We start from the raw sequence: 18,366 nt of genomic DNA, 5'->3' as shown, positions 1-18,366 counted from the left end.
CCCCCAAAGGTGAAGGCGGTTGTCGTCCTGATTGCCAGGTTCGGTTTGAGCTAGAAAGCGAGACGAAGAGCCAGTTGCACCTGTCGTGACGGGAAGACGCTGGTGCTTCCGCTGAAGGTCCCGAAGCTGGCGTTTGGGCTCAACGTCCCCGTCGCGCTCTCCGTGCCGATGTTGGCACTTGGGCTAATGTAGTTGGTCGAGTTCAGCACGTTGAAGGCCTCGATGCGGAACTCCAGCGTCTGGCGATCCGTCAGCAGAGTGAACTTCTTATGCGCCGCAAGGTCAAACTGCGCGAATGCTGGCCCGCGAAGATCATTGCGGCCAGCGTTGCCGAAGAGCTGCGCACCCGTAGGTCCGGAGACCGCCGCAGGGTTGAGGTAGCCGCCAAGCGCGCTCTTGGACTTCGTCAACGTGCTGCCGTAGACCGCGCCCGCAGTCGTGACCAGGTTGGGCCGCAGCGCATAGACAGAGCTCGTCGTAGATACCACCTGATTCGTGTTCGCCGTGTACGTCAAGTCAATCGGCACGCCACTGGTGACGATATTGATGCCCGTCAGTTGCCAGCCTCCAAGCAGTTGCTGCTGCCATGCCGGCGCGTTGGAGCCATACCTGCGTCCATGCCCAAAGGGAAGGTCCGCGATCACCGAGGTCGTATCGTTCAACGGCTGGTTGTATCCCGACGGGCCGCGATCTCCAGCCGGATTCGCGATGTTTGTCACCGCACCATCACCGTTGTTCGCTTCGAGGTCGGCGGAGGAGTTATTGATACCGCGCGACCAGGTGAACGAGTTGATGAGGAACAGTCCGTTCTTGAAGCGGCGCTCCAGCTTCGTCTGCAGTGAGTTGTAGACCAGGAAGCCGGCGTTGGTCTCGGTGAGAATGTCAGTGAAGTTCTGAATCGGACGCCGGTTGAGCAGCGATGCGGTTCCCGTCGAGACGCAAGCTCCATCGGAGATCTCAGCCGCCGTGCAGAGCCGCGCCTGGTTCGTGTCTTCCAGGGTTGCGATGTGCACCGCGTGGTTGCCCACGTACGAGACTTCAAGCGTCGCGTCCTTCGGTAACTGCTGCTGCACGGAGACGTGGTAAGCCTGCACATATCCGTTCTTGAAGTCTTTCGGCGTGTAACGCGTCTGCGCGCGCGTCGTCGTGAAGTTGGTCGGTCCGGCGAAGTTAGTCTGATATCCATCCTGGGTGCGACGGAAGCAGGTAGTCGGATCCTGGGTCAGCGAGGTGCAGATGCCCTGGCTCGGAGTCTGGTTGACCGGCAGCGTTGCGGAGTAGTTGTCCGGCCCGTTGTAGGCGAGCAGTCCTTCACCGCCAAATCGGAAGAGATACGCATAGCTGATGCCGTAGCCGCCGCGAACCACGGTCCCCGGCAGCACCTGGTAAGCGAGGCCAAGGCGCGGCCCGAAGTCCTTGTAGTCCGGGTTCACCAACGCCCGGTCTGCGAGCGAACTCCCGCCGACGTAGTGCAGCTTGTAGACGTGGCCTGTCGCCGTGCTATTCACGTCGGTGCCAGTTCCGGCATGTAGAAGCTGTTGATTCACAGGATCGAAGTTCAGCAGCTTGTTGTCCTGCTCAAAGTTCGGCGACATGAACTCATACCGCAGTCCAGCGTTGATGGTGAGCTTCGGCAGCAGCTTCCAGTCGTCCTGCACGTAACCCATGTGCCAGAAGCGCTTGTAGTTCACCTCATTCACCGCATTTAGCGAGTAGTTGTTCCGCGCTCCGAAGAGGAAGTCGGCAAGATTGGCAGCCTGCGGCGTCGTCGTCTTGCCCGCCGAACTGAACTGACCGGAGTACGTATCAGACCCAAACTTTGGATGGAAGTCCGAAATGGCCTGCGCAAGCCAGCCGTACTCATAGCCAACCTTCAAGCTGTGGTGGCCTTTGATCCAGGTGTAGTTGACCTTGGGATTCGCCTGTGTCGGGTTGGTGAATTGCGGGTTGGTCGCCTGCTCTCCGAAGGCGGTAAAGCCCGTGACCGTCTGCGTGTTCAACCCACCGGTATAGCTGGGGTCCTGCGGAACGTTCGGGATGCCTGCGAGAAAGTTCGGCTGTCCAAGATAGGCCGGGCTTTTTCCGCTCTCCGTCCAGGTCTGGCCAAACCGAAGTTCGAGGATCGAGCTCGATGTCACCGTCCAGTTATATCCAGCCGCCAGCTGACGCGTCCGCGCGTAAAGCGTCCCATTGTTGTTTCCACCGGCAGGACCGGGGTAACTCGGCGGCTGAAAGAACTGCACCGCGCGCTGGCTATAGCGGAAGAAGCCGTTCTGCTTTGAGTTCAGGTTGAAGTCAACACGGGCGTCTCCCTTGTCGTCCTTCGTAGTGCTGGCAGGAAGGTACTGGTAGTTATTGGCGGTGAGCGCCGCACCTGGGATGTTTGGGGTCGGCAGCACTTTGAACACGGCGAGCGCAACCGGGTCGATGTTCGGATCGCTCAGCGGAACCTGGCCGTTCGCATAAACAGTTCCCGTATAGGGATTCTTCACCGGCACCGGGGCACCTGCCGCCGTGCCATCGACCGTAAACAGGCCAGTCAGCTCCGTGGCCGTCGGCAGAATGGCGGTCGTTAGAAGATGCGCACTCGACCGGAGCCCCTCATAGTCGACGAAGAAGAAGGCCTTGTCTCTCAGGATCGGCCCGCCAAAGGTCCCTCCGAACTGATTCTGCACCAGCGTCGGCTTCACGCCTGTGCCGATGAAAGGCCCAAAGGCGTTGAGGTTCGTATTGCGAAGATAGTCGTATACGCCGCCATGAAAGCTGTTGCTGCCGCTGCGCGTGGTGGCATTCACGATCGCGCCGCCGGCCCGCCCATACTCAGCCGAGTAGTTGTCCGTCTGCACCTTGAACTCCTGGATCGCGTCGGGCGACGGGATCACAGCCTCATTCGAGTAACCCTGGTTCGCCTCCTGGTAGGCATTGTTATCGATGCCGTCCAGCTCGAAGTTGTTCGACTGCGAGGTCAGGCCGTTAGCGTTGTACGAAGCGTCCCGAGGCGGGTTCGACGCCACCGTACCCAGCAGCGACTTACGAACTCCGGGCACCAGCACCGAGAGATCGGCATACGATCGCCCATTGAGCGGCAACGTCACCGCCTCGGCCGTCTGCACCGTCTCGCCCCGGTCGCTGGTCTCGGTCTCAAGCTGGCTCGCTGCGCCCGACACGGTCACGCTCTCGCTGTTGGAGCCCAGCTTCAGCGTCAGTCCTACGCGCTGCCGCGCCCCCACCGTCACCGTGAACGGATCGGTCGTCGAAGTCGAAAATCCCGGAGCCGATACCGTCAACGTGTACTCTCCCGCCTGGATGCTATCGAACTCGTAGTCGCCATTCCCATCCGTCAGGCGAACCACCTTCACACCCTTGGACAGGTTCAGCAACTGCACGGTCGCAGCCGGAATATTCGATCCCGAAGGGTCTTTGATCGTTCCCAGCACCGCGCCGGCATCGAACTGCGCGTGCAGACCCGACACCCCCGCAATCAGGAACAGAATCAGCAGCATCACCCTTGCAGGCAATCGCAGGAAAAACGTGGAAGAGGACGAAGGACTTATGCGGCAAGGGTTCATGGCGAGGTAGTCTCCAGAGTTGGCTGTGATGACTCGAACTCTAGCCAGCATCCGGAGATAGACCTAGGCAATTCGCAGCGACTTCGCTGTTAAACGATATAACCCTATTACAAACAGTGATTTACCGTCCTTTCACGACGTTCATTTAACCTCACATTACCCCTAAATAACTCCACTTGATAGTGCTGCGTGACTAGGAACTCTTGGCAGACTTGATAGCAACTCCAACCAAACCGAACCGCCGCACCCAGTCGCCTGAGACAGAGGACGACCCTCGCTGGCAGCTGGTCGAACGCATCGTCGCCTCCCCGTCCTTTGCAAAATCAGAGCGACTCTCAAGCTTTCTCACCTGCGTCTGCCAGCTCGCGCAAAGCGGACAGACTCAAAACATCAACGAACAGTACATTGGCTCCGTCGTCTTCGGCCGCAATCCGGACTACGATCCCGGCATCGACAGCATCGTCCGCTCCCACGCCAGCAGACTCCGTCATCGCCTCGGGCAATACTTCGCTGAAGAAGGTGCCGAAGAAGAGCTTCTCCTGACCATTCCCAAGGGCGGTTACATCCCGGTCTTCGAGCCGCGGCATCCTCACACCGAATCCTCTCAACCGGAGACGCCAAAGCCCTTTCCCAACCCCGGAATCATTGTCGCCGCCGAGCCTGCGCCATCGCCCGTCTCACCGTCACTCCCGGTCACGCAGGAGACGCCGCGCAAAACATCCCTCATCAGAATCCTGACCATCGCCCTCATCGCGACCGCTCTCGTCGCCGCGACCAGCATCGGCGCTCTTGTGTTAGAGCGCCGGCACGCAAGACCTACCGTCGCCGTTAGCGAAAGCGTCCCGCTCTTCTGGTCGAGCCTCTTCAACGCGAACCACAAGACAAATGTCATCCTTGCCGACAGCGGCCTTGTCATCCTGCAAAACCTGACCAGGCGCCGCATCACCCTCGACACTTATCTCAACGGCGACTATCTCAAGAATCTGCCGCCCACCGCATACCCCGTCGCCCAGACGATCAACCTTGGTATCCGGCGATATACCTCCATCGTCGACGTCAACATCCAGAACCGACTCTTTCGCATGCCCGGCCTGGATCTCGACCGGACCCAGTTTCGCTACGCCCGCGATCTCCGCATGGACGACATCAAACAGGGCAATCTCGTACTCCTCGGCACATACGAGTCGACTCCCTGGGTCCAGCTCTTCGAGCCGTCGATGAACTTCTACTTCGAGAACGACCTTGCCGCCGGAGTCTTCTCGATCGTCAACCGCGCCCCGCGACCGGGTGAGCAGCCAAAGTACGACGCGCTCAACAACGATCCGGAACACACGGTCTACGGTCTCGTAGCTTATCGTCCTTCGCTGAGTGGGTCCGAAAATGTCCTTATCCTGGAAGGCCAGTCGATGGCCGGCACGGAGACCGCAGCGGACTTCGTCTTCGACGACGGCTATCTGCTGCCATTTCTGCGGTCGATCCGCAATCCTGACGGATCTATTCCTTACTTTGAACTGCTTCTGCGTTCCAGGAGCATCGGCGTCGAAGCCTCTCGACTGGAAATCATCGCATCGCGCATTGAAAATCGCTGAGTGTATATGTGCTTGATGACTTTCGCGATGAAGTCGTTGGAGCGGGAGACCGGGATCGAACCGGCGACATTCAGCTTGGGAAGCTGACGTTCTGCCACTGAACTACTCCCGCAACATCCCCATTATATATATTGGCGGCATCGCTCGAAGAGCTTCTCTGCAGTCGACTCAATCGCCCGCCATCAGCAGGTCGGCGCGCTCCTGCTCCACCTTTGCCGGCCACCACAACCGGAAACTGGTCCCTCTTCCGACGACCGAGTCGACCTTCACCTCGCCATGATGCTTGTCCATAAGGTGCTTGACCGTCCACAATCCAATTCCATTACCCTTGCTCCCTTTGGTCGACTTACCAAAGCTGAACAGGTTCTGCATGATCTCCGGGTCGATCCCCGGGCCGGTATCGCTTACCGTCACCTGCACCCCGTCTTCTTCGCCCTGTACCTGTATCAACACCCTCGACCCACGCCCAACCGCTGCCTCACACGCGTTGCGAATGATGTTGAGAAGGATCTGGCGAATCTCCCCCGGATAAGCCTCGACGACGCAGTTGCCGGAGACCTCTACCTGGAAGTCGAGACCCTTTTCCCGAATCAGCGGGTTGAGCAGGAAGCGAACCGATTCGAGCGCCTTCGCGATGTCGAGCGCCTCTCTTCCCTTCGTCTCCCGCATAAACGAGAGCGTGGAATCAGAGATCGCCAGCACCCGTGCCGCCTCTTCGGTGGTGCTCAGTGCCATATCAGCAATCTCCGGCGAGATCCCTTCTGCATTCTGGATCAGAAACTGGAGGTTCTGGATGGCCTCAAGCGGCCCGCGAATCTCGTGGCTTACCGCTGCGGAGATGCGGCTCCACTCCTCGATCTTCTGTGCCGAGATCAGGCTCTCCTGCAACTGCAGCCGCTCCGCCTCCGAGTTCTGAAGCCTCTCCGCGTAGTCGTTCACGCCAAATCCGATTCGGCCCGCGCGTCGGATCAGCATGATCGCCACGTACGCCGAAAGCACCGCCGTCAGAATGTTCGTCCACGCATCCACCCAGAAGACCGGGGTCCAGGTCGTGATCACTTCAAGCAGGTGGGTCGATCCGCAGGCTACGATGAACAGGGCGAAGCCCACAAGGAAGTAGGCCCAGTCGCGAGCAATGACGCGCCCGGTTCGCCTGACCAGAAACAGCAACGTCAGACAGATGCTGAGATAGCTCAGAAAAGTGATCGCGTTCGTGACCACCATGGTCCAGATCAGCTTTGGCGCGGCAGCCCAGCAGACAGCGTGAGGCATCAAGGCAACAGGATCCAACATGGCTACATTCCATTCTCCGGTCAGTTACTGACGGCTGCACGATGGCGGATGCCGCCCCCAAAGCGTGGCCTCTCAGTGAACCTTCCGTAAGAGTTTCCACGATCAAAACCATCTCTTACCTTACTCGTTCGGGCCGGATTAAATAAAGTCCTCAAACAACGCACCCTGCGGGACTTTGGCTGCACTTCACTGCACCAACTTTCCTGCGTGCGCCCGCATGGATGGCCAACATTAGATCCTGGTGGAGCGCAGGCGCAGGGAGTTCGCGATCACTGAAACTGAGCTGAAGCTCATAGCTGCAGCAGAGATCATTGGACTCAAGAGAACGCCCAGGAAGGGAAACAGTACGCCGCCCGCAACCGGAACACCTATCGCGTTGTAGAAGAAGGCGAAGAATAGATTCTGCCGGATATTTCGCATCGTCGCCCGGCTTAACGCATGAGCCTTAGCGACCCCGCGCAGGTCGCCACGCACCAACGTCACTCCGCCCGCCTCCATCGCTATGTCGGTTCCCGTACCCATCGCAATGCCCACGTTTGCCTGCGCCAGCGCCGGAGCGTCATTGACTCCGTCGCCCGCCATCGCAACGATCCGGCCTTCCGATTGCAGACGCTTCACGATCTCGGCCTTCCGCTGCGGCAGCACGTCTGCCTCAAACTCGATTCCCAGTCTGCCCGCGACCGCCGCAGCCGTAGCTTGGTTGTCGCCCGTCACCATGATGACCTTGACGCCTTTGTCCCGCAGCTGCCTCAGAGCCTCTTCCGTCGTCGCCTTGATCGGGTCGGCAACCGCTATCAATCCCGCCAAAGCGCCATCGACGGCGACGTACATCACCGTCTGCCCCTCGCGCTGCATCGCCTCGGCCCGTTCGCGCAATCCGTCAATCGATGCGCCAGACTTCGCGATGCCAGAGGCATTCCCCACGATCACGCTTCTCCCCTCGACAGTACCCGAGATACCTGTACCCGTCGCAGATTGGAAGCCCTCCACCGCTGCCGGCTCTAGCCCGCGCTCCCGCGCTGCCGCGAGCACCGCCGCAGCCAGCGGATGCTCACTCGCCTTCTCCAGGCTCGCCGCGAACCGAAGAACTGCGGTCTCGTCAAATCCCCCCGCCGCCGCAACCGAGTTCACCTTCGGCTTACCCTCGGTCAGCGTCCCAGTCTTGTCGACCACCAGCGTGTCGACCTTCTCCATCGTCTCGAGCGATTCGGCATTGCGAAACAGGATGCCCTCGTGTGCTCCCCGGCCCGTGCCCACCATGATCGCCATCGGCGTGGCCAGTCCCAGCGCACACGGACACGCGATGATCAGCACCGCTACAGCATTCACCAGGGCATGAGCATACTGCGGTGCCGGTCCATAGATCGCCCATGCAGCGAACGTAACTGCAGCAGCCAGCAAGACCGCCGGCACAAAGTACGCAGCCACACGGTCTGCCAGCCGCTGGATCGGTGCGCGCGTCCGCTGCGCCTCACTCACCATCTTCACGATCTGCGCCAGCAGCGTATCGGCTCCGACGCGCTCCGTCTTCATGGTGAACGTCCCCGTCCCATTGATGGTCCCACCGATCACCTTCGCGTCCTTCTCCTTCTGCACCGGAATCGGCTCACCGCTGACCATCGACTCATCGACCGAACTTGCCCCATCGATCACGATGCCGTCGGTCGGCACCCGCTCGCCCGGCCTGACCCGCAAGCGGTCGCCAACATGCACCTCGGCGAGGTCGACATCATGCTCACTTCCATCGGCGTTGACCCGCCGTGCCGTCTTCGGAGCCAGTCCCAGCAGCGCCTTGATCGCCGAGCCCGTCTGGCTCCGCGCCTTCAACTCCAGCACCTGCCCCAGCAGCACCAGCACGGTGATCACCGCCGCTGCTTCAAAATAGAGCCCAACCATCCCGTCCGCCATGCGGAACGACACCGGAAAGACTCCCGGAGCGACCACGGCCACAACGCTATACAGATACGCCGCGCCCGACCCAATAGCGATCAGCGTAAACATATTCAGGTTGCGGCTGGCGATCGAAGCCCATCCCCGTTGAAAGAACGGCCATCCCCCCCACAAAACAACCGGCGTTGCGACAGCAAACTCAAACCATCCCAACCCGCCGCCCAGGAGATGCTGCAAGGGCTGCCCAGCAAGCAGTTCCGACACCATGATCGCGAGCAGCGGCAGTGTGAGCGCCACCCCGATCCAGAACCGCCGCATCATGCTGTCCAGCTCCGGATTCGACTCATCCAGCGTGACCGTCATTGGCTCGAGCGCCATGCCGCACTTCGGGCAAGCTCCAGGCTTGTCGCGGATAATCTCCGGGTCCATCGGACACGTGTACTTCATCCCCGGCACCGCCTCAGGCGGGAGAGATGGAGCAGCCTTCGGTTTCAGATACTTCTCCGGCTCGGCGTGAAACTTTGCCATACAGCCTTTGCCGCAGAAGGAGTACGTCGTACCCTTGTACTCTTTACTCCCCGCAGCCTTCGCTGGATCGACGGTCATCCCACACACCGGATCCTTGACTGTCGTCCCAGGCTTTGGTCTCAGATACTTCTCGGGATCGGCATGGAACTTTGCCGCACACCCTTTGCCGCAGAAGTAATAATCCTTGCCCTCGAACTCCGCTGTAGCCGCCGCCTTCGCAGGGTCAACTTTCATGGCACAGACCGGGTCGATCTCAACTGTTGCCTGATCTTTCAGAGATGTCGTCATGGGTACCTTCTGTTTATCAGATGCGAGCTTGGCCTGACCGAAGCAGGTAGCCAGAGCCGAGGGCCTCATAGCTTTGTGTTATACCCATCCCATGCCGCTCAAACTGTTCGCTCTGCCGCTGGCCGCTCTCGCCGCCTCGTTTACCGCAACCACGCTTCCCGCCCAGCAGACACTGCTCGCCACCCCAACAACCGTGGCCTGGGGCTATTACTCCGCGAAGGCGAAGCCGGTACTCACGGTCAATCCCGGCGACACCGTTACCATCCAGACGCTCTCCACCTGCGGCCCCGCCGAGCGCCTTGAATCCCTCGGCGTGAAGCCCGCTGACATCCCCGACTCCGTCCGCAAGATCTACACCGAGGTCCCCGCCACCGACCGCGGCCCCGGCGGCCACATTCTCACCGGCCCCGTAGCCGTCACCGGCGCTGAACCCGGCGACGTGCTCGAAGTCCGCATCCAGAAGGTTCAGATCGACGTCCCCTGGGCCTGCAACGGCTTCGGCCCTGGCCGCGGCTTTCTTCCCGACGACTTCCCCTACGGCCGCACCAAAATCATCCCGCTCGACCGCCAGACCATGACCGCCGCATTCGCTCCCGGCATCACCATCCCGCTCCATCCCTTCTTCGGCAGCATGGGCCTCGCCCCACCCGAAGGTGCGGGCAAGTACAACTCCGCTCCGCCATGGATGCACGCCGGAAACATCGACAACAAGGAGATGGTCGCGGGTACCACCCTCTTCATCCCCGTCAACGCCAAAGGCGGCCTCTTCGAGGTCGGCGACGGCCATGCCGGACAGGGCAACGGCGAGGTCGACATCACCGCCCTCGAGACCCAGCTCACCGGCACCTTCCAGTTCATCCTCCACAAGGCCAAGCCGGACGATCCGGCCCCCTTACGCTGGCCCCGCGCCGAGACGCCTACCGCCTACATCGCCATGGGCTTCAACGAAGACCTGAAGCAGGCCACCGAGATGGCCGTCCGCAACATGATCACCTTCCTGTCGCAGCAGAATCCCGACCATCCGCTGCTCTCACGCGAAGACGCTTACGCCCTCATCTCCACCGCCTGCGATGTAGACATCACCCAACTTGTTGATACCAAAAGTGGTGTCCATGTGATGTGTCCGAAGTCACTGTTCACCGGCAGCTTGAAGTGAAGTAAACGCAACAACTGGACACAATTTGTGTCTAAATAGCTGTGAGCCCGGACCGATAACCTACCGGCCGAGACTCAAAGGCTCTACCCTCCGCGCAACCCGCAGCAGCAAAGCGGTACCGGGAAAACGAAGGAGAGGCAGGCCAGGGCAGAAGCCATGAAGTTCACGCGCATCATCACAAACACTCTCGCAACGGCAATGCTGGCCGGTGCGCTTATGCTCGCGCCTCAGGCCGCTGAAGCACGCGTCTTTATCTCTGTCGGTTTCGCTCCTCCCCCTATTCCGGTCTACGTCCAACCCGTCTGTCCCGGCGACGGCTACATCTGGACTCCCGGCTACTGGCAGTACACCGACGACGGCTACGAGTGGGTAGACGGCCAATGGGTTCTCGCCCCCTATCCGGGCGCGCTCTGGACCCCCGGCTACTGGGGCTACGGCGGCAGCGGCTACTTCTGGAATGCCGGATACTGGGGTCCGACCGTCGGATACTATGGCGGCATCAACTACGGCTTCGGCTACTTCGGCGTCGGCTTCTACGGCGGGTACTGGAACCACAACCACTTCTTCTATAACCGCGAATACAACCACTTCGGCGGTCGTTTCACTAGCGTCAACGTCTATAGTCGCCACATCGACGGCTTCGATGGTCGCCCCGGCGGCTCCAGCTTCGCCCGTGGCGTTGGCAACGATCACCGTGGCGGCACCTTCAACACCGCTGGCCGCGGCGGCTTTGGCCAGAACGACGGTCGTGGCAACTTCTCCAGCACCAGCAACGGTGTCCGCGTCGCCAATGGCAGTAACCTCCGCGGAGCCTACGGGGGCGTCAACGACCGCAACGGCAGCTTCGCCAATAACAACCGCCAGTCCTTCAACCAGCCCGGACAGGCTCGCCCCGGAGGCGCCTACGGCAATGGCTTCAACAACGGCGGACGGGGCCAGGCTGTAAACCCCGGCTCCAGCTTCCGCCCCGGCCAGGGTGGCAATCCCGGGGGCTTCGGCGGGGCACAACCCCGCGGTAACTCCGGTGGCGGCCAGCCCGCGCCCCGCGCTAACTTCGGCGGAGGCGGCCATGCAGCCCCTAGCGGTGGCGGCGCTCCCCACGGAGGCGGCGGTGGTGGCGGAAATCACGGTGGCCCGCACCACTAAGTTTCAAGCGCAGGACAGCAAAGGCTGGGATCAATCGATCCCAGCCTTTGCTGTCCTGCTTCTTGCAAAAATCCGTCATCCTGAGCGAAGTTCGTCGCGCTTTTGCGACGAATGCAGTTGAAGGACCCCGAGTCCGCTTGAACGACCCATTAACTCTCAGGCTTTCAGGCAAGAATGCGCGCTCATCCTATCCCGCCAACTCCCGCGCCATAGCTCCAATCTCTTTCACAGCATCCCGATGAGCCAGCGTCCGCGCCTTCTCCCCCATCGCCCTCAACGCGCTCTCATCTCGCAGCATAGCCATCAGCGCATCGATCAGCGCCTGCGAACTCAGTTCGCCTTCCAGAATCATCCGCCCTGCGCCCGCATTCACGAACGCCTCAGCATTTTTCCTCTGGTGATCATCTGTCGCCGCCGCAAACGGCACCAGCAAACTAGCCTTCCCCGCCGCCGCAAGCTCCGCCATCGTGCTTGCCCCTGAGCGGCAAAGAATCAGGTCGGCCTCCGCAAACCGGGCCGGCATGTCCTCGAGATACGCGCTCACCTGCCACCGCGACTCGTCCGCTCCGGTATCGAGATACGCCTGTCGCGTCTCCTCCTCCGCCCTCGGCCCGGACTGATGCAGCACAGTAAGCCCCGGCACATCGCGCAGCAGCGGAAACAGGATCGTCGGCATGATCTGGTTGAGAATCCTCGCCCCCTGGCTCCCCCCAAACACCAGCAGCCGTTTCGCCGCGCCATGAGCCTTCGGCGAAATCAAGAAAAACTCCTCCCGCACCGGAATCCCCGTCACCCTGGCTCCGCGAAAGTACCGCGTCGTCTCCTCGAAGTTCACCGCCGCCGCCGTCACAAACCGCCCAGCAAGCCGGTTCGCCAGCCCAGGAGCTGCATTCGGCTCAAACGCTAGCGTCGGCACGCGCAACAGGATAGCCGCCAGCATAGCCGGCCCCGAAGCATACCCCCCGACACCCACCACCACCTGCGGCCGATAACTCCGCAGGAGGCTGACACACCTCAGAATCCCCAGCGGCAAATCAACGAGCGTCCGCACCCGCGTCGCCAGACTCACATTCTTCAACTGCCCGACATGAATCAACTCGAGCGGAAACCCGGCCTCCGGTACCAGCCGCGTCTCCAGACCTCGCGCCGTTCCCACGAACCGCACCTCGGCCCCGTAAGCATCGCGAACCTCCCGCGCGATCGCCAGCGCCGGAATCACATGCCCGCCAGTCCCCCCACCCGCAATCAAAACCCGCATCGACCTTGTCTTTCTACTCCCTACACCCTATTCCCTACACCCTGTTCTTAGTCGATCTCGCGCGTAATGTTCAGCAACACACCCATGCACGCCAGCGTCACAAACAGCGACGTCCCACCATACGAGATGAACGGCAGAGTAATACCCTTGGTCGGCACCAGCGCGACCGCGACACTCATGTTGAAAAACGCCTGGATGATGATCGCCGAGGTAATTCCAAACGCCATGAACCGCGCAAACGGATCGGTCGAAAGATACGCCGCCCGCATCCCGCGATACGCCAGCGCTACAAAGAGCCCCACCAGCATCAGCGCACCGATCAGCCCCAGCTCCTCACACACATTGGCAAAGATAAAGTCCGTATGCGGCTCCGGCAAATAGAACAGCTTCTGCCGCCCTTCCATCAGTCCCAGCCCGCGAATCCCACCCGTACCCACGGCAATCAGCGACTGCAGGATATGAAACCCGGCGCCACGCGGATCGGCCTCAGGATCGAGAAAGACCTTCATACGAGCCAGCCGCCATGGCACGAAGAACAGCATGTATCCCAGCACCGGCACCGCAGCCAGCCCGCCAATCCAGATGTACCGCATCTGCATGCCTGCCAGATACAGCATGAAAAGCATCACTCCCGCGCACACCAGCGCCGTCCCCAGGTCCGGCTCCTTCAAGATCAGCGCGATCATCAGCAGCGGCGGCGCTACCGCCTTCAGGATGGTTCCTTTGTAGTCGTCCATCTGGTGCAGGCGAGTCTGTAGGAAGTACGCAAGAAACAGGATCATCACCGGCGTGGCCAGCTCCGAAGGCTGGAACGTCGATAGTCCGCCAAACCGAAACCACCGGTGCGTGTGGTGCGACCCCGGCGCGGCAAATACCGCCACCAGTAGCAGCGTCGTCACACTCACGGCGCCAATCACAAACTTGCGATTGTTATAGCGCTTGTAGTCGACCTTCATCAGCGCCACCAGCGCGATCAGGCCCATCCCTGCCCAGAACGCCTGCTTCAGCATGTAAGGGTACGGCGACCCATACTGGTCCTTCGCCATCACGGCAGAGGCCGAAAACACCGTCACCAGCCCAAAGAGCACCAGCAGCAGAACTGTTCCGAAGAGCCATTTGTCAACGCCAACGCGCTTCGCCATTCCGCCTGCTTCCCAACCCTGAACTTGTCATCCTTCAACAAATTCGTCTTGTCATCCTTCGACGAAGTCGGAGGATCCGCTTTTCTCCCTTCGCCGACCACTGCATCAGCCCGGAAGGTCCATCACCAACTGCCGGAAGACCCGGCCGCGGTGTTCATAGTTATCAAACTGATCGAAGCTCGAACAGGCCGGCGCCAGCAGCACCACATCGCCCGCCGTCGCGCCTGAAGCCGCCTTCGCCACCGCCGTTGCTAGCGTACCGGCACTTACTATCTTGACAACCCCCACCAGCTGCCGCTCAATCTTTTCGGCCGCCGAACCAATCGTATAAACACTCTTGACCCTTTCACCCAACGGCTTGCCACCCACCTGCGCCATCTGCGTGTAGTCGGAGTCCTTATCTTTCCCGCCAAGGATCAAATGCACGCACCCGGCAAACGACTCCACTGCCTTCATCGCCGCATCCACGTTCGTCGCCTTCGAGTCATTGAAGTACTCCACACCCTTCACCGTCCGCACGTACTCCAGCCGATGCTCGACCGCCTTGAAGCTCGCTACAGCCGCACGAATCTGCTCCGCCGGAACGCCCGCCAGCCGCGCCGCGCACACCGCCGCCAGCACGTTCTCGACGTTGTGCGTCCCCTTCAGGTGAATCTCCGCCACGGGCAGAATCGGCTCCGACTTTCCGCCCTCCTTCTCCACCCAGCACACCACGCCATCGCGTAGAAACGCTCCCTGCCGCACCACCTTCGTCGCGCTGAACCAGTACACCCGCGCCTTGGTCTTACCCGCGCACATCTGCGTCGTCAGATCATCCGCGCTCAGCACAAGCGCATCGTCTGCCGTCTGGTTGGCGAAGATCTTCTCCTTGGCCGCCACATACGCCTCAAAGCTGTGATGCCGATCCAGATGGTCCGGCGTGATGTTCAGAATGACCGCAATCCTTGGATGAAACTCCTCGGTCGTCTCCAACTGGAAGCTCGAGACCTCCAGCACGTTCGTCGTCTCGTCCGTGCTTCCCGCAATCAGCTCGATCACCGGCAGTCCGATGTTCCCACCCACCTGCGTCGGTCGCCCCGCATCGGCAAAGATCTTCCCAATCAGACTGGTGGTCGTCGTCTTCCCGTTCGACCCAGTTACGGCCACGATCTGCCCTTTCAGGAAGCGCGTCGCCAGCTCAAGCTCGCCGATCACCGGTAGCCCGTAGCCGATCACTTGCTTCACCTCCGGCGTGTCGAGCGGCACCCCCGGCGAAACCACAATCAAATCCTGCCGGCGGAACGTCAGCAACCCATGCCCACCCGACTCCACCATTACCCCCGCATCCAGCAGCGCCGGAATCTGCTCCGCCAGCGCAATCGCCGACCGCGTATCGGACACTGTCACCCGCGCCCCCAGCCCTCGCAGAAACATCGCCGCCGAGATGCCGGACTTGCCAATACCAACCACCAGAACGCGCTTATTCTTCAGTTCCATCGATGCCATGCGTACCAGCTTAATGCATCCGTGTGACGGCCTTCTACCCGGGGGTTTGGTATGCTCTGTGTCAGCGAGGAGGTCTCTTGTGACGATGACGATTGAGGTCGAAATCGACGACAGCGGAACAGTCCGTCCGATGGACCCGACCGCCTCGCTACCACGGGGCCGTGCGCGATTGGTATGGCAGCCGGAGACGACGCTCGATCCCGTCTCCCGCGCCATCGCTAACGCCCCACTTGACGATGAACCGGAAAGCGCTGACGAACGCCGCGCCGTCGCCGAGTCCAAGGCATGGCTGGCCGCACATCCCGGCCAGACGATCTCTCACGCCGAGATCATGGCCGAGTTCGAATCGATGCGCCGTTCACAGCCATCTCCGCGTCCGTCCCGGATGGTGATTGCAGACAACGGGCTGGCGTTCTTTCCGGCGAACGGGCGAGTGCTGACACCAGAGATGGTCAAGGCCGCTCAGGAAGACGAGATTGACTGACGCGGCGCATCTTGCCGACGTCAACGTTCTCATTGCACTCCACGACGGCGCCCATCCCCACCATCGCACAGATGGTTCGATACGCGGTTGAGCGAGGGACGGAGCGGCGCTGGTTGGGCAACCTGTCTGCTGACACAGGCCGGGTTCATCCGAGTCATGACGAATCCCAGAATCGGCGGCCACACCATGGCCGAGTCAATGGAGGCGTTGTCGCTTCTTCCAGGACATCCCGGACACTGGTTCTGGCCTGTCGTCGACGACTGGAGCACACTTTCCGCGCCCTTTGCGGAGCGACTCTCCGGCCATCAGCAGATCACGGACACCTGCCTGCTCGGCCTTGCGGTGCGCGAAGACGGCGTCTTGGTCACGATGGATAAGGCGATTCTTCATCTGGCGGGGCCGAAGTACTCTGGGAACGTCCTGTTGCTCGATGGGGATTGACCAAGTCGGGTGCGATAAGCCGACTTATCAGGAGTGACGCTCCTCTATCTCCAAGAGGCCGGTGCCTGCTGACGGAAGCCACTGCGCAATCGACCGCCGAACGGTTTCAAAATGTCATCGACGAGATTCTGCAACAACGAATCATTTCCGCTTGTGTAGAGATGCTCAAATGCATCTGTGAACTCGAGTTCCAGGCTTGGGCTGAAGTTTCGGAGAGCGGCTGGTAAGGCTTTACCAGTGGCCGTCCAGCGCCCGTTTGCGGATAGCACGAAGCCGCCCAGGGCGGGATATAGAGCACTGCCAATCGCAATCCGCTGCGCAGTTGAGTCTGCGGATTTCAGCATCTCGGCGAGATCCGTGATCGCGTATCTGCGTTGCGACGATCTCACATCATCGAGAGGTAATGGTCCGGAAACGAGAAACTCTCGCGCAATATCTTTTGCCTTGTTCTCAATTACGCCATTCGCGCCAAGAATGGAGATTCCCTCGGAAACCATGCAGGCTAAGCTTGCTTCGCCGGAGGGACGCTCAATTTCACGCAGAAAGTACTGCAGGCTACGGTGATCGTGAGCGAATATTTCGAGATCTGCCCCTTCATACAAAGTCATCTCTCTCCAGGCTCCTAAAGGAAGCTCGGAATAAAGAAAGACCAGATCGTAATCGGAGTTTTTCTTCGCTGTGCCTCGCCCTCGCGAACCCGCCAACAATACACAGGGCGGCGCAGGCGCGTAGCTGGCCACAAAGCGCCGCACAAGATCAAGAGCGGTTTCCAGCACTGGTTCTTGCGCTTTCATCTTCACATTCTATTTCTGGAGGTTGGTCCCGACAAACGCTCTTCTCGTGAACCATTGGACAAACGAGGACGGATAGACGTTCTGCCGAATGCCCAAATGAATCATCTTAGCTTCAAAGTCGTCAAAGCCAGCAACGCGAAGATCAGCGCCAGAATCCAGAACCTTGCAATCACCTTCGACTCCGACCACCCCAGGAGTTCAAAATGATGGTGCAGCGGGGCCATCTTGAAGATGCGTTTACCGTTCCGCAGCTTGTAACTACCCACCTGCAGGATCACGCTGAGCAGCTCCATGATGAAGACGCCGCCAATCAACGGCAGCAGCAGCTCCTGCTTGATAACGACCGCAACGGTCCCAATCGCCCCGCCCAGCGCCAGCGATCCCACGTCGCCCATAAATACCTCTGCCGGATGCGCGTTGTACCAAAGGAAGCCAATACTCCCCCCCACCATCGCTCCGCAGAAGACCGTCAGCTCACTGACCATAGGCATACGCTGCAGCTCGAGATAGTCAGAAAACACCACATGCCCGCTGACATAGGTCAGCATCGTCAACGCGCCCGCCGCGATGATCGTGCATCCGATCGCCAGGCCGTCCAGCCCGTCCGTCAGATTGACAGCGTTACTCGCCCCCGTAATGACCACCATCACGAACAGCACGAACGGCACAAACGCCAGCCAGTACAGATGTGGCATATGCAGGAAGCTGTCGATCACAAGATTCGGCCGGAAACGCTTCAGAAACGGCACCATCAGCCGCGTCGAGTAGTTCCCTCGCTGCTCGATTGCCACCAGCGCCACCGCAACCCCGCCGCTCGCCAGGAACTGAAGTATCAGCTTTCCGCGCGCCGAAAGCCCCTTGTTCGTCCGCTTCGTCACCTTCGCGTAGTCATCGATAAACCCGATCCCGGCAAACGCCAGCATCGACAGCGTCACCACCCACACAAACGGGTTTGATAGATCCGACCACAGCAACGTGGGCACCAGGATCGAGATCACGATCAGCAGCCCGCCCATTGTCGGCGTCCCGCCCTTCTTCTGGTGCGACTGCGGCCCTTCCTCGCGAATGTACTGGCCGATCTGGAACTCGCGCAGCCTCGCGATCAGAAACGGCCCGATCAGCAGCCCGGTCAACAGCGCCGTCAGGCTCGCGAACACCGTCCGAAAGGTCAGATAGTGGAAGATGCGGAACAGCCGGAAGTAGGGAAACAGCTTCTGGTACAGCAGCCAATAGAGCAAAGTCGATTCCGCCCCTCAAGATGGAGCGCCCCACGAAAACAGCCTATTTGGGACACAGGCCCATC

Annotated in this window: 13 protein-coding genes and 1 tRNA gene; 5 read left to right on the top strand and 9 right to left on the bottom strand. The window is 60.4% G+C overall.

All coding sequences use genetic code 11. The features are described from left to right. Positions 1–50 precede the first annotated feature (50 nt). On the bottom strand, positions 51–3,569 hold the full coding sequence (locus OHL18_RS20010; RefSeq protein ID WP_263376652.1) for a TonB-dependent receptor: 3,519 nt from the start codon (positions 3,567–3,569) through the stop codon (positions 51–53). A gap of 203 nt (positions 3,570–3,772) precedes the next feature. On the opposite strand from OHL18_RS20010, the gene OHL18_RS20005 reads away from it, so the two are divergent. After that, positions 3,773–5,158, top strand: a complete 1,386-nt coding sequence (locus OHL18_RS20005) for a hypothetical protein (protein ID WP_263376651.1) — start codon at positions 3,773–3,775, stop codon at positions 5,156–5,158. Positions 5,159–5,195: 37 nt separating this feature from the next. On the opposite strand, the gene OHL18_RS20000 is transcribed toward OHL18_RS20005, so the two are convergent. The 3 genes from OHL18_RS20000 to OHL18_RS19990 all read right to left on the bottom strand — a co-directional run bounded on the left by OHL18_RS20000 (position 5,196) and on the right by OHL18_RS19990 (position 9,157). Continuing rightward, positions 5,196–5,270, bottom strand: a tRNA-Gly gene (locus OHL18_RS20000). A 56-nt stretch (positions 5,271–5,326) separates the two neighbouring features. Beyond that, positions 5,327–6,451, bottom strand: a complete 1,125-nt coding sequence (locus OHL18_RS19995; RefSeq protein ID WP_263376650.1) for a sensor histidine kinase — start codon at positions 6,449–6,451, stop codon at positions 5,327–5,329. A 231-nt stretch (positions 6,452–6,682) separates the two neighbouring features. Further along, entirely contained in the window at positions 6,683–9,157 is a 2,475-nt protein-coding gene (locus OHL18_RS19990) for a heavy metal translocating P-type ATPase (RefSeq protein WP_263376649.1), read from the bottom strand. Positions 9,158–9,248: 91 nt separating this feature from the next. On the opposite strand from OHL18_RS19990, the gene OHL18_RS19985 reads away from it, so the two are divergent. Beyond that, a complete protein-coding gene (locus tag OHL18_RS19985; RefSeq protein ID WP_263376648.1) occupies positions 9,249–10,313 on the top strand; it encodes an acetamidase/formamidase family protein in 1,065 nt (354 codons plus the stop codon). Between the two features lie 156 nt (positions 10,314–10,469). Beyond that, positions 10,470–11,459 carry a YXWGXW repeat-containing protein gene (locus OHL18_RS19980; protein WP_263376647.1) on the top strand — a complete coding sequence of 330 codons (990 nt, stop codon included), beginning with the start codon at positions 10,470–10,472 and terminating at the stop codon, positions 11,457–11,459. A 187-nt stretch (positions 11,460–11,646) separates the two neighbouring features. Here the strand turns inward: OHL18_RS19980 and murG are convergent, their stop codons facing one another. From murG to murD, 3 genes are all read right to left on the bottom strand, one after another. Further along, positions 11,647–12,717, bottom strand: coding sequence for an undecaprenyldiphospho-muramoylpentapeptide beta-N-acetylglucosaminyltransferase (murG, locus tag OHL18_RS19975; RefSeq protein WP_263376646.1), 1,071 nt, complete (start codon positions 12,715–12,717; stop codon positions 11,647–11,649). A 47-nt stretch (positions 12,718–12,764) separates the two neighbouring features. Beyond that, positions 12,765–13,859 (bottom strand): putative lipid II flippase FtsW, encoded by a 1,095-nt coding sequence (ftsW, locus tag OHL18_RS19970; RefSeq protein ID WP_263376645.1) that lies wholly within the window; start codon positions 13,857–13,859, stop codon positions 12,765–12,767. Positions 13,860–13,964: 105 nt separating this feature from the next. Beyond that, positions 13,965–15,335 (bottom strand): UDP-N-acetylmuramoyl-L-alanine--D-glutamate ligase, encoded by a 1,371-nt coding sequence (gene murD / locus OHL18_RS19965; protein ID WP_263376771.1) that lies wholly within the window; start codon positions 15,333–15,335, stop codon positions 13,965–13,967. An 88-nt stretch (positions 15,336–15,423) separates the two neighbouring features. Between murD and OHL18_RS19960 the strand changes: the two genes are divergently transcribed. Further along, positions 15,424–15,828 (top strand): hypothetical protein, encoded by a 405-nt coding sequence (locus OHL18_RS19960; protein WP_263376644.1) that lies wholly within the window; start codon positions 15,424–15,426, stop codon positions 15,826–15,828. A gap of 156 nt (positions 15,829–15,984) precedes the next feature. Next, positions 15,985–16,269 carry a PIN domain-containing protein gene (locus OHL18_RS19955; protein WP_263376643.1) on the top strand — a complete coding sequence of 95 codons (285 nt, stop codon included), beginning with the start codon at positions 15,985–15,987 and terminating at the stop codon, positions 16,267–16,269. Between the two features lie 44 nt (positions 16,270–16,313). Here the strand turns inward: OHL18_RS19955 and OHL18_RS19950 are convergent, their stop codons facing one another. Together OHL18_RS19950 and mraY are read right to left on the bottom strand one after the other, a co-directional pair. Next, complete coding sequence (locus tag OHL18_RS19950) at positions 16,314–17,063, bottom strand: nucleotidyltransferase domain-containing protein (RefSeq protein ID WP_263376642.1); 750 nt, start codon at positions 17,061–17,063, stop codon at positions 16,314–16,316. 101 nt (positions 17,064–17,164) lie between these two features. Next, positions 17,165–18,301 (bottom strand): phospho-N-acetylmuramoyl-pentapeptide-transferase, encoded by a 1,137-nt coding sequence (gene mraY, locus OHL18_RS19945; RefSeq protein WP_263376641.1) that lies wholly within the window; start codon positions 18,299–18,301, stop codon positions 17,165–17,167. Between the last annotated feature and the right edge of the window lie 65 nt (positions 18,302–18,366).

The sequence above is a fragment of the Granulicella aggregans genome (assembly GCF_025685565.1).
Taxonomy (GTDB): Bacteria; Acidobacteriota; Terriglobia; order Terriglobales; family Acidobacteriaceae; genus Edaphobacter; species Edaphobacter aggregans_B.
The sequence above is the reverse complement of the archived record's forward strand: the minus strand, read 5'-3'. Positions and strand labels throughout refer to the sequence as shown.

Coding starts and splice junctions, on each gene's coding strand:
- OHL18_RS19980 (WP_263376647.1), top strand. CDS start 10,470: ATGAAGTTCACGCGCATCATCACAAACACTCTCGCAACGGCAATGCTG.
- OHL18_RS19990 (WP_263376649.1), bottom strand. CDS start 9,157: ATGACGACATCTCTGAAAGATCAGGCAACAGTTGAGATCGACCCGGTC.
- OHL18_RS19955 (WP_263376643.1), top strand. CDS start 15,985: ATGACGAATCCCAGAATCGGCGGCCACACCATGGCCGAGTCAATGGAG.
- murG (WP_263376646.1), bottom strand. CDS start 12,717: ATGCGGGTTTTGATTGCGGGTGGGGGGACTGGCGGGCATGTGATTCCG.
- murD (WP_263376771.1), bottom strand. CDS start 15,335: ATGGAACTGAAGAATAAGCGCGTTCTGGTGGTTGGTATTGGCAAGTCC.
- OHL18_RS19985 (WP_263376648.1), top strand. CDS start 9,249: ATGCCGCTCAAACTGTTCGCTCTGCCGCTGGCCGCTCTCGCCGCCTCG.
- OHL18_RS19950 (WP_263376642.1), bottom strand. CDS start 17,063: ATGAAAGCGCAAGAACCAGTGCTGGAAACCGCTCTTGATCTTGTGCGG.
- ftsW (WP_263376645.1), bottom strand. CDS start 13,859: ATGGCGAAGCGCGTTGGCGTTGACAAATGGCTCTTCGGAACAGTTCTG.
- OHL18_RS20010 (WP_263376652.1), bottom strand. CDS start 3,569: ATGAACCCTTGCCGCATAAGTCCTTCGTCCTCTTCCACGTTTTTCCTG.
- OHL18_RS19995 (WP_263376650.1), bottom strand. CDS start 6,451: ATGTTGGATCCTGTTGCCTTGATGCCTCACGCTGTCTGCTGGGCTGCC.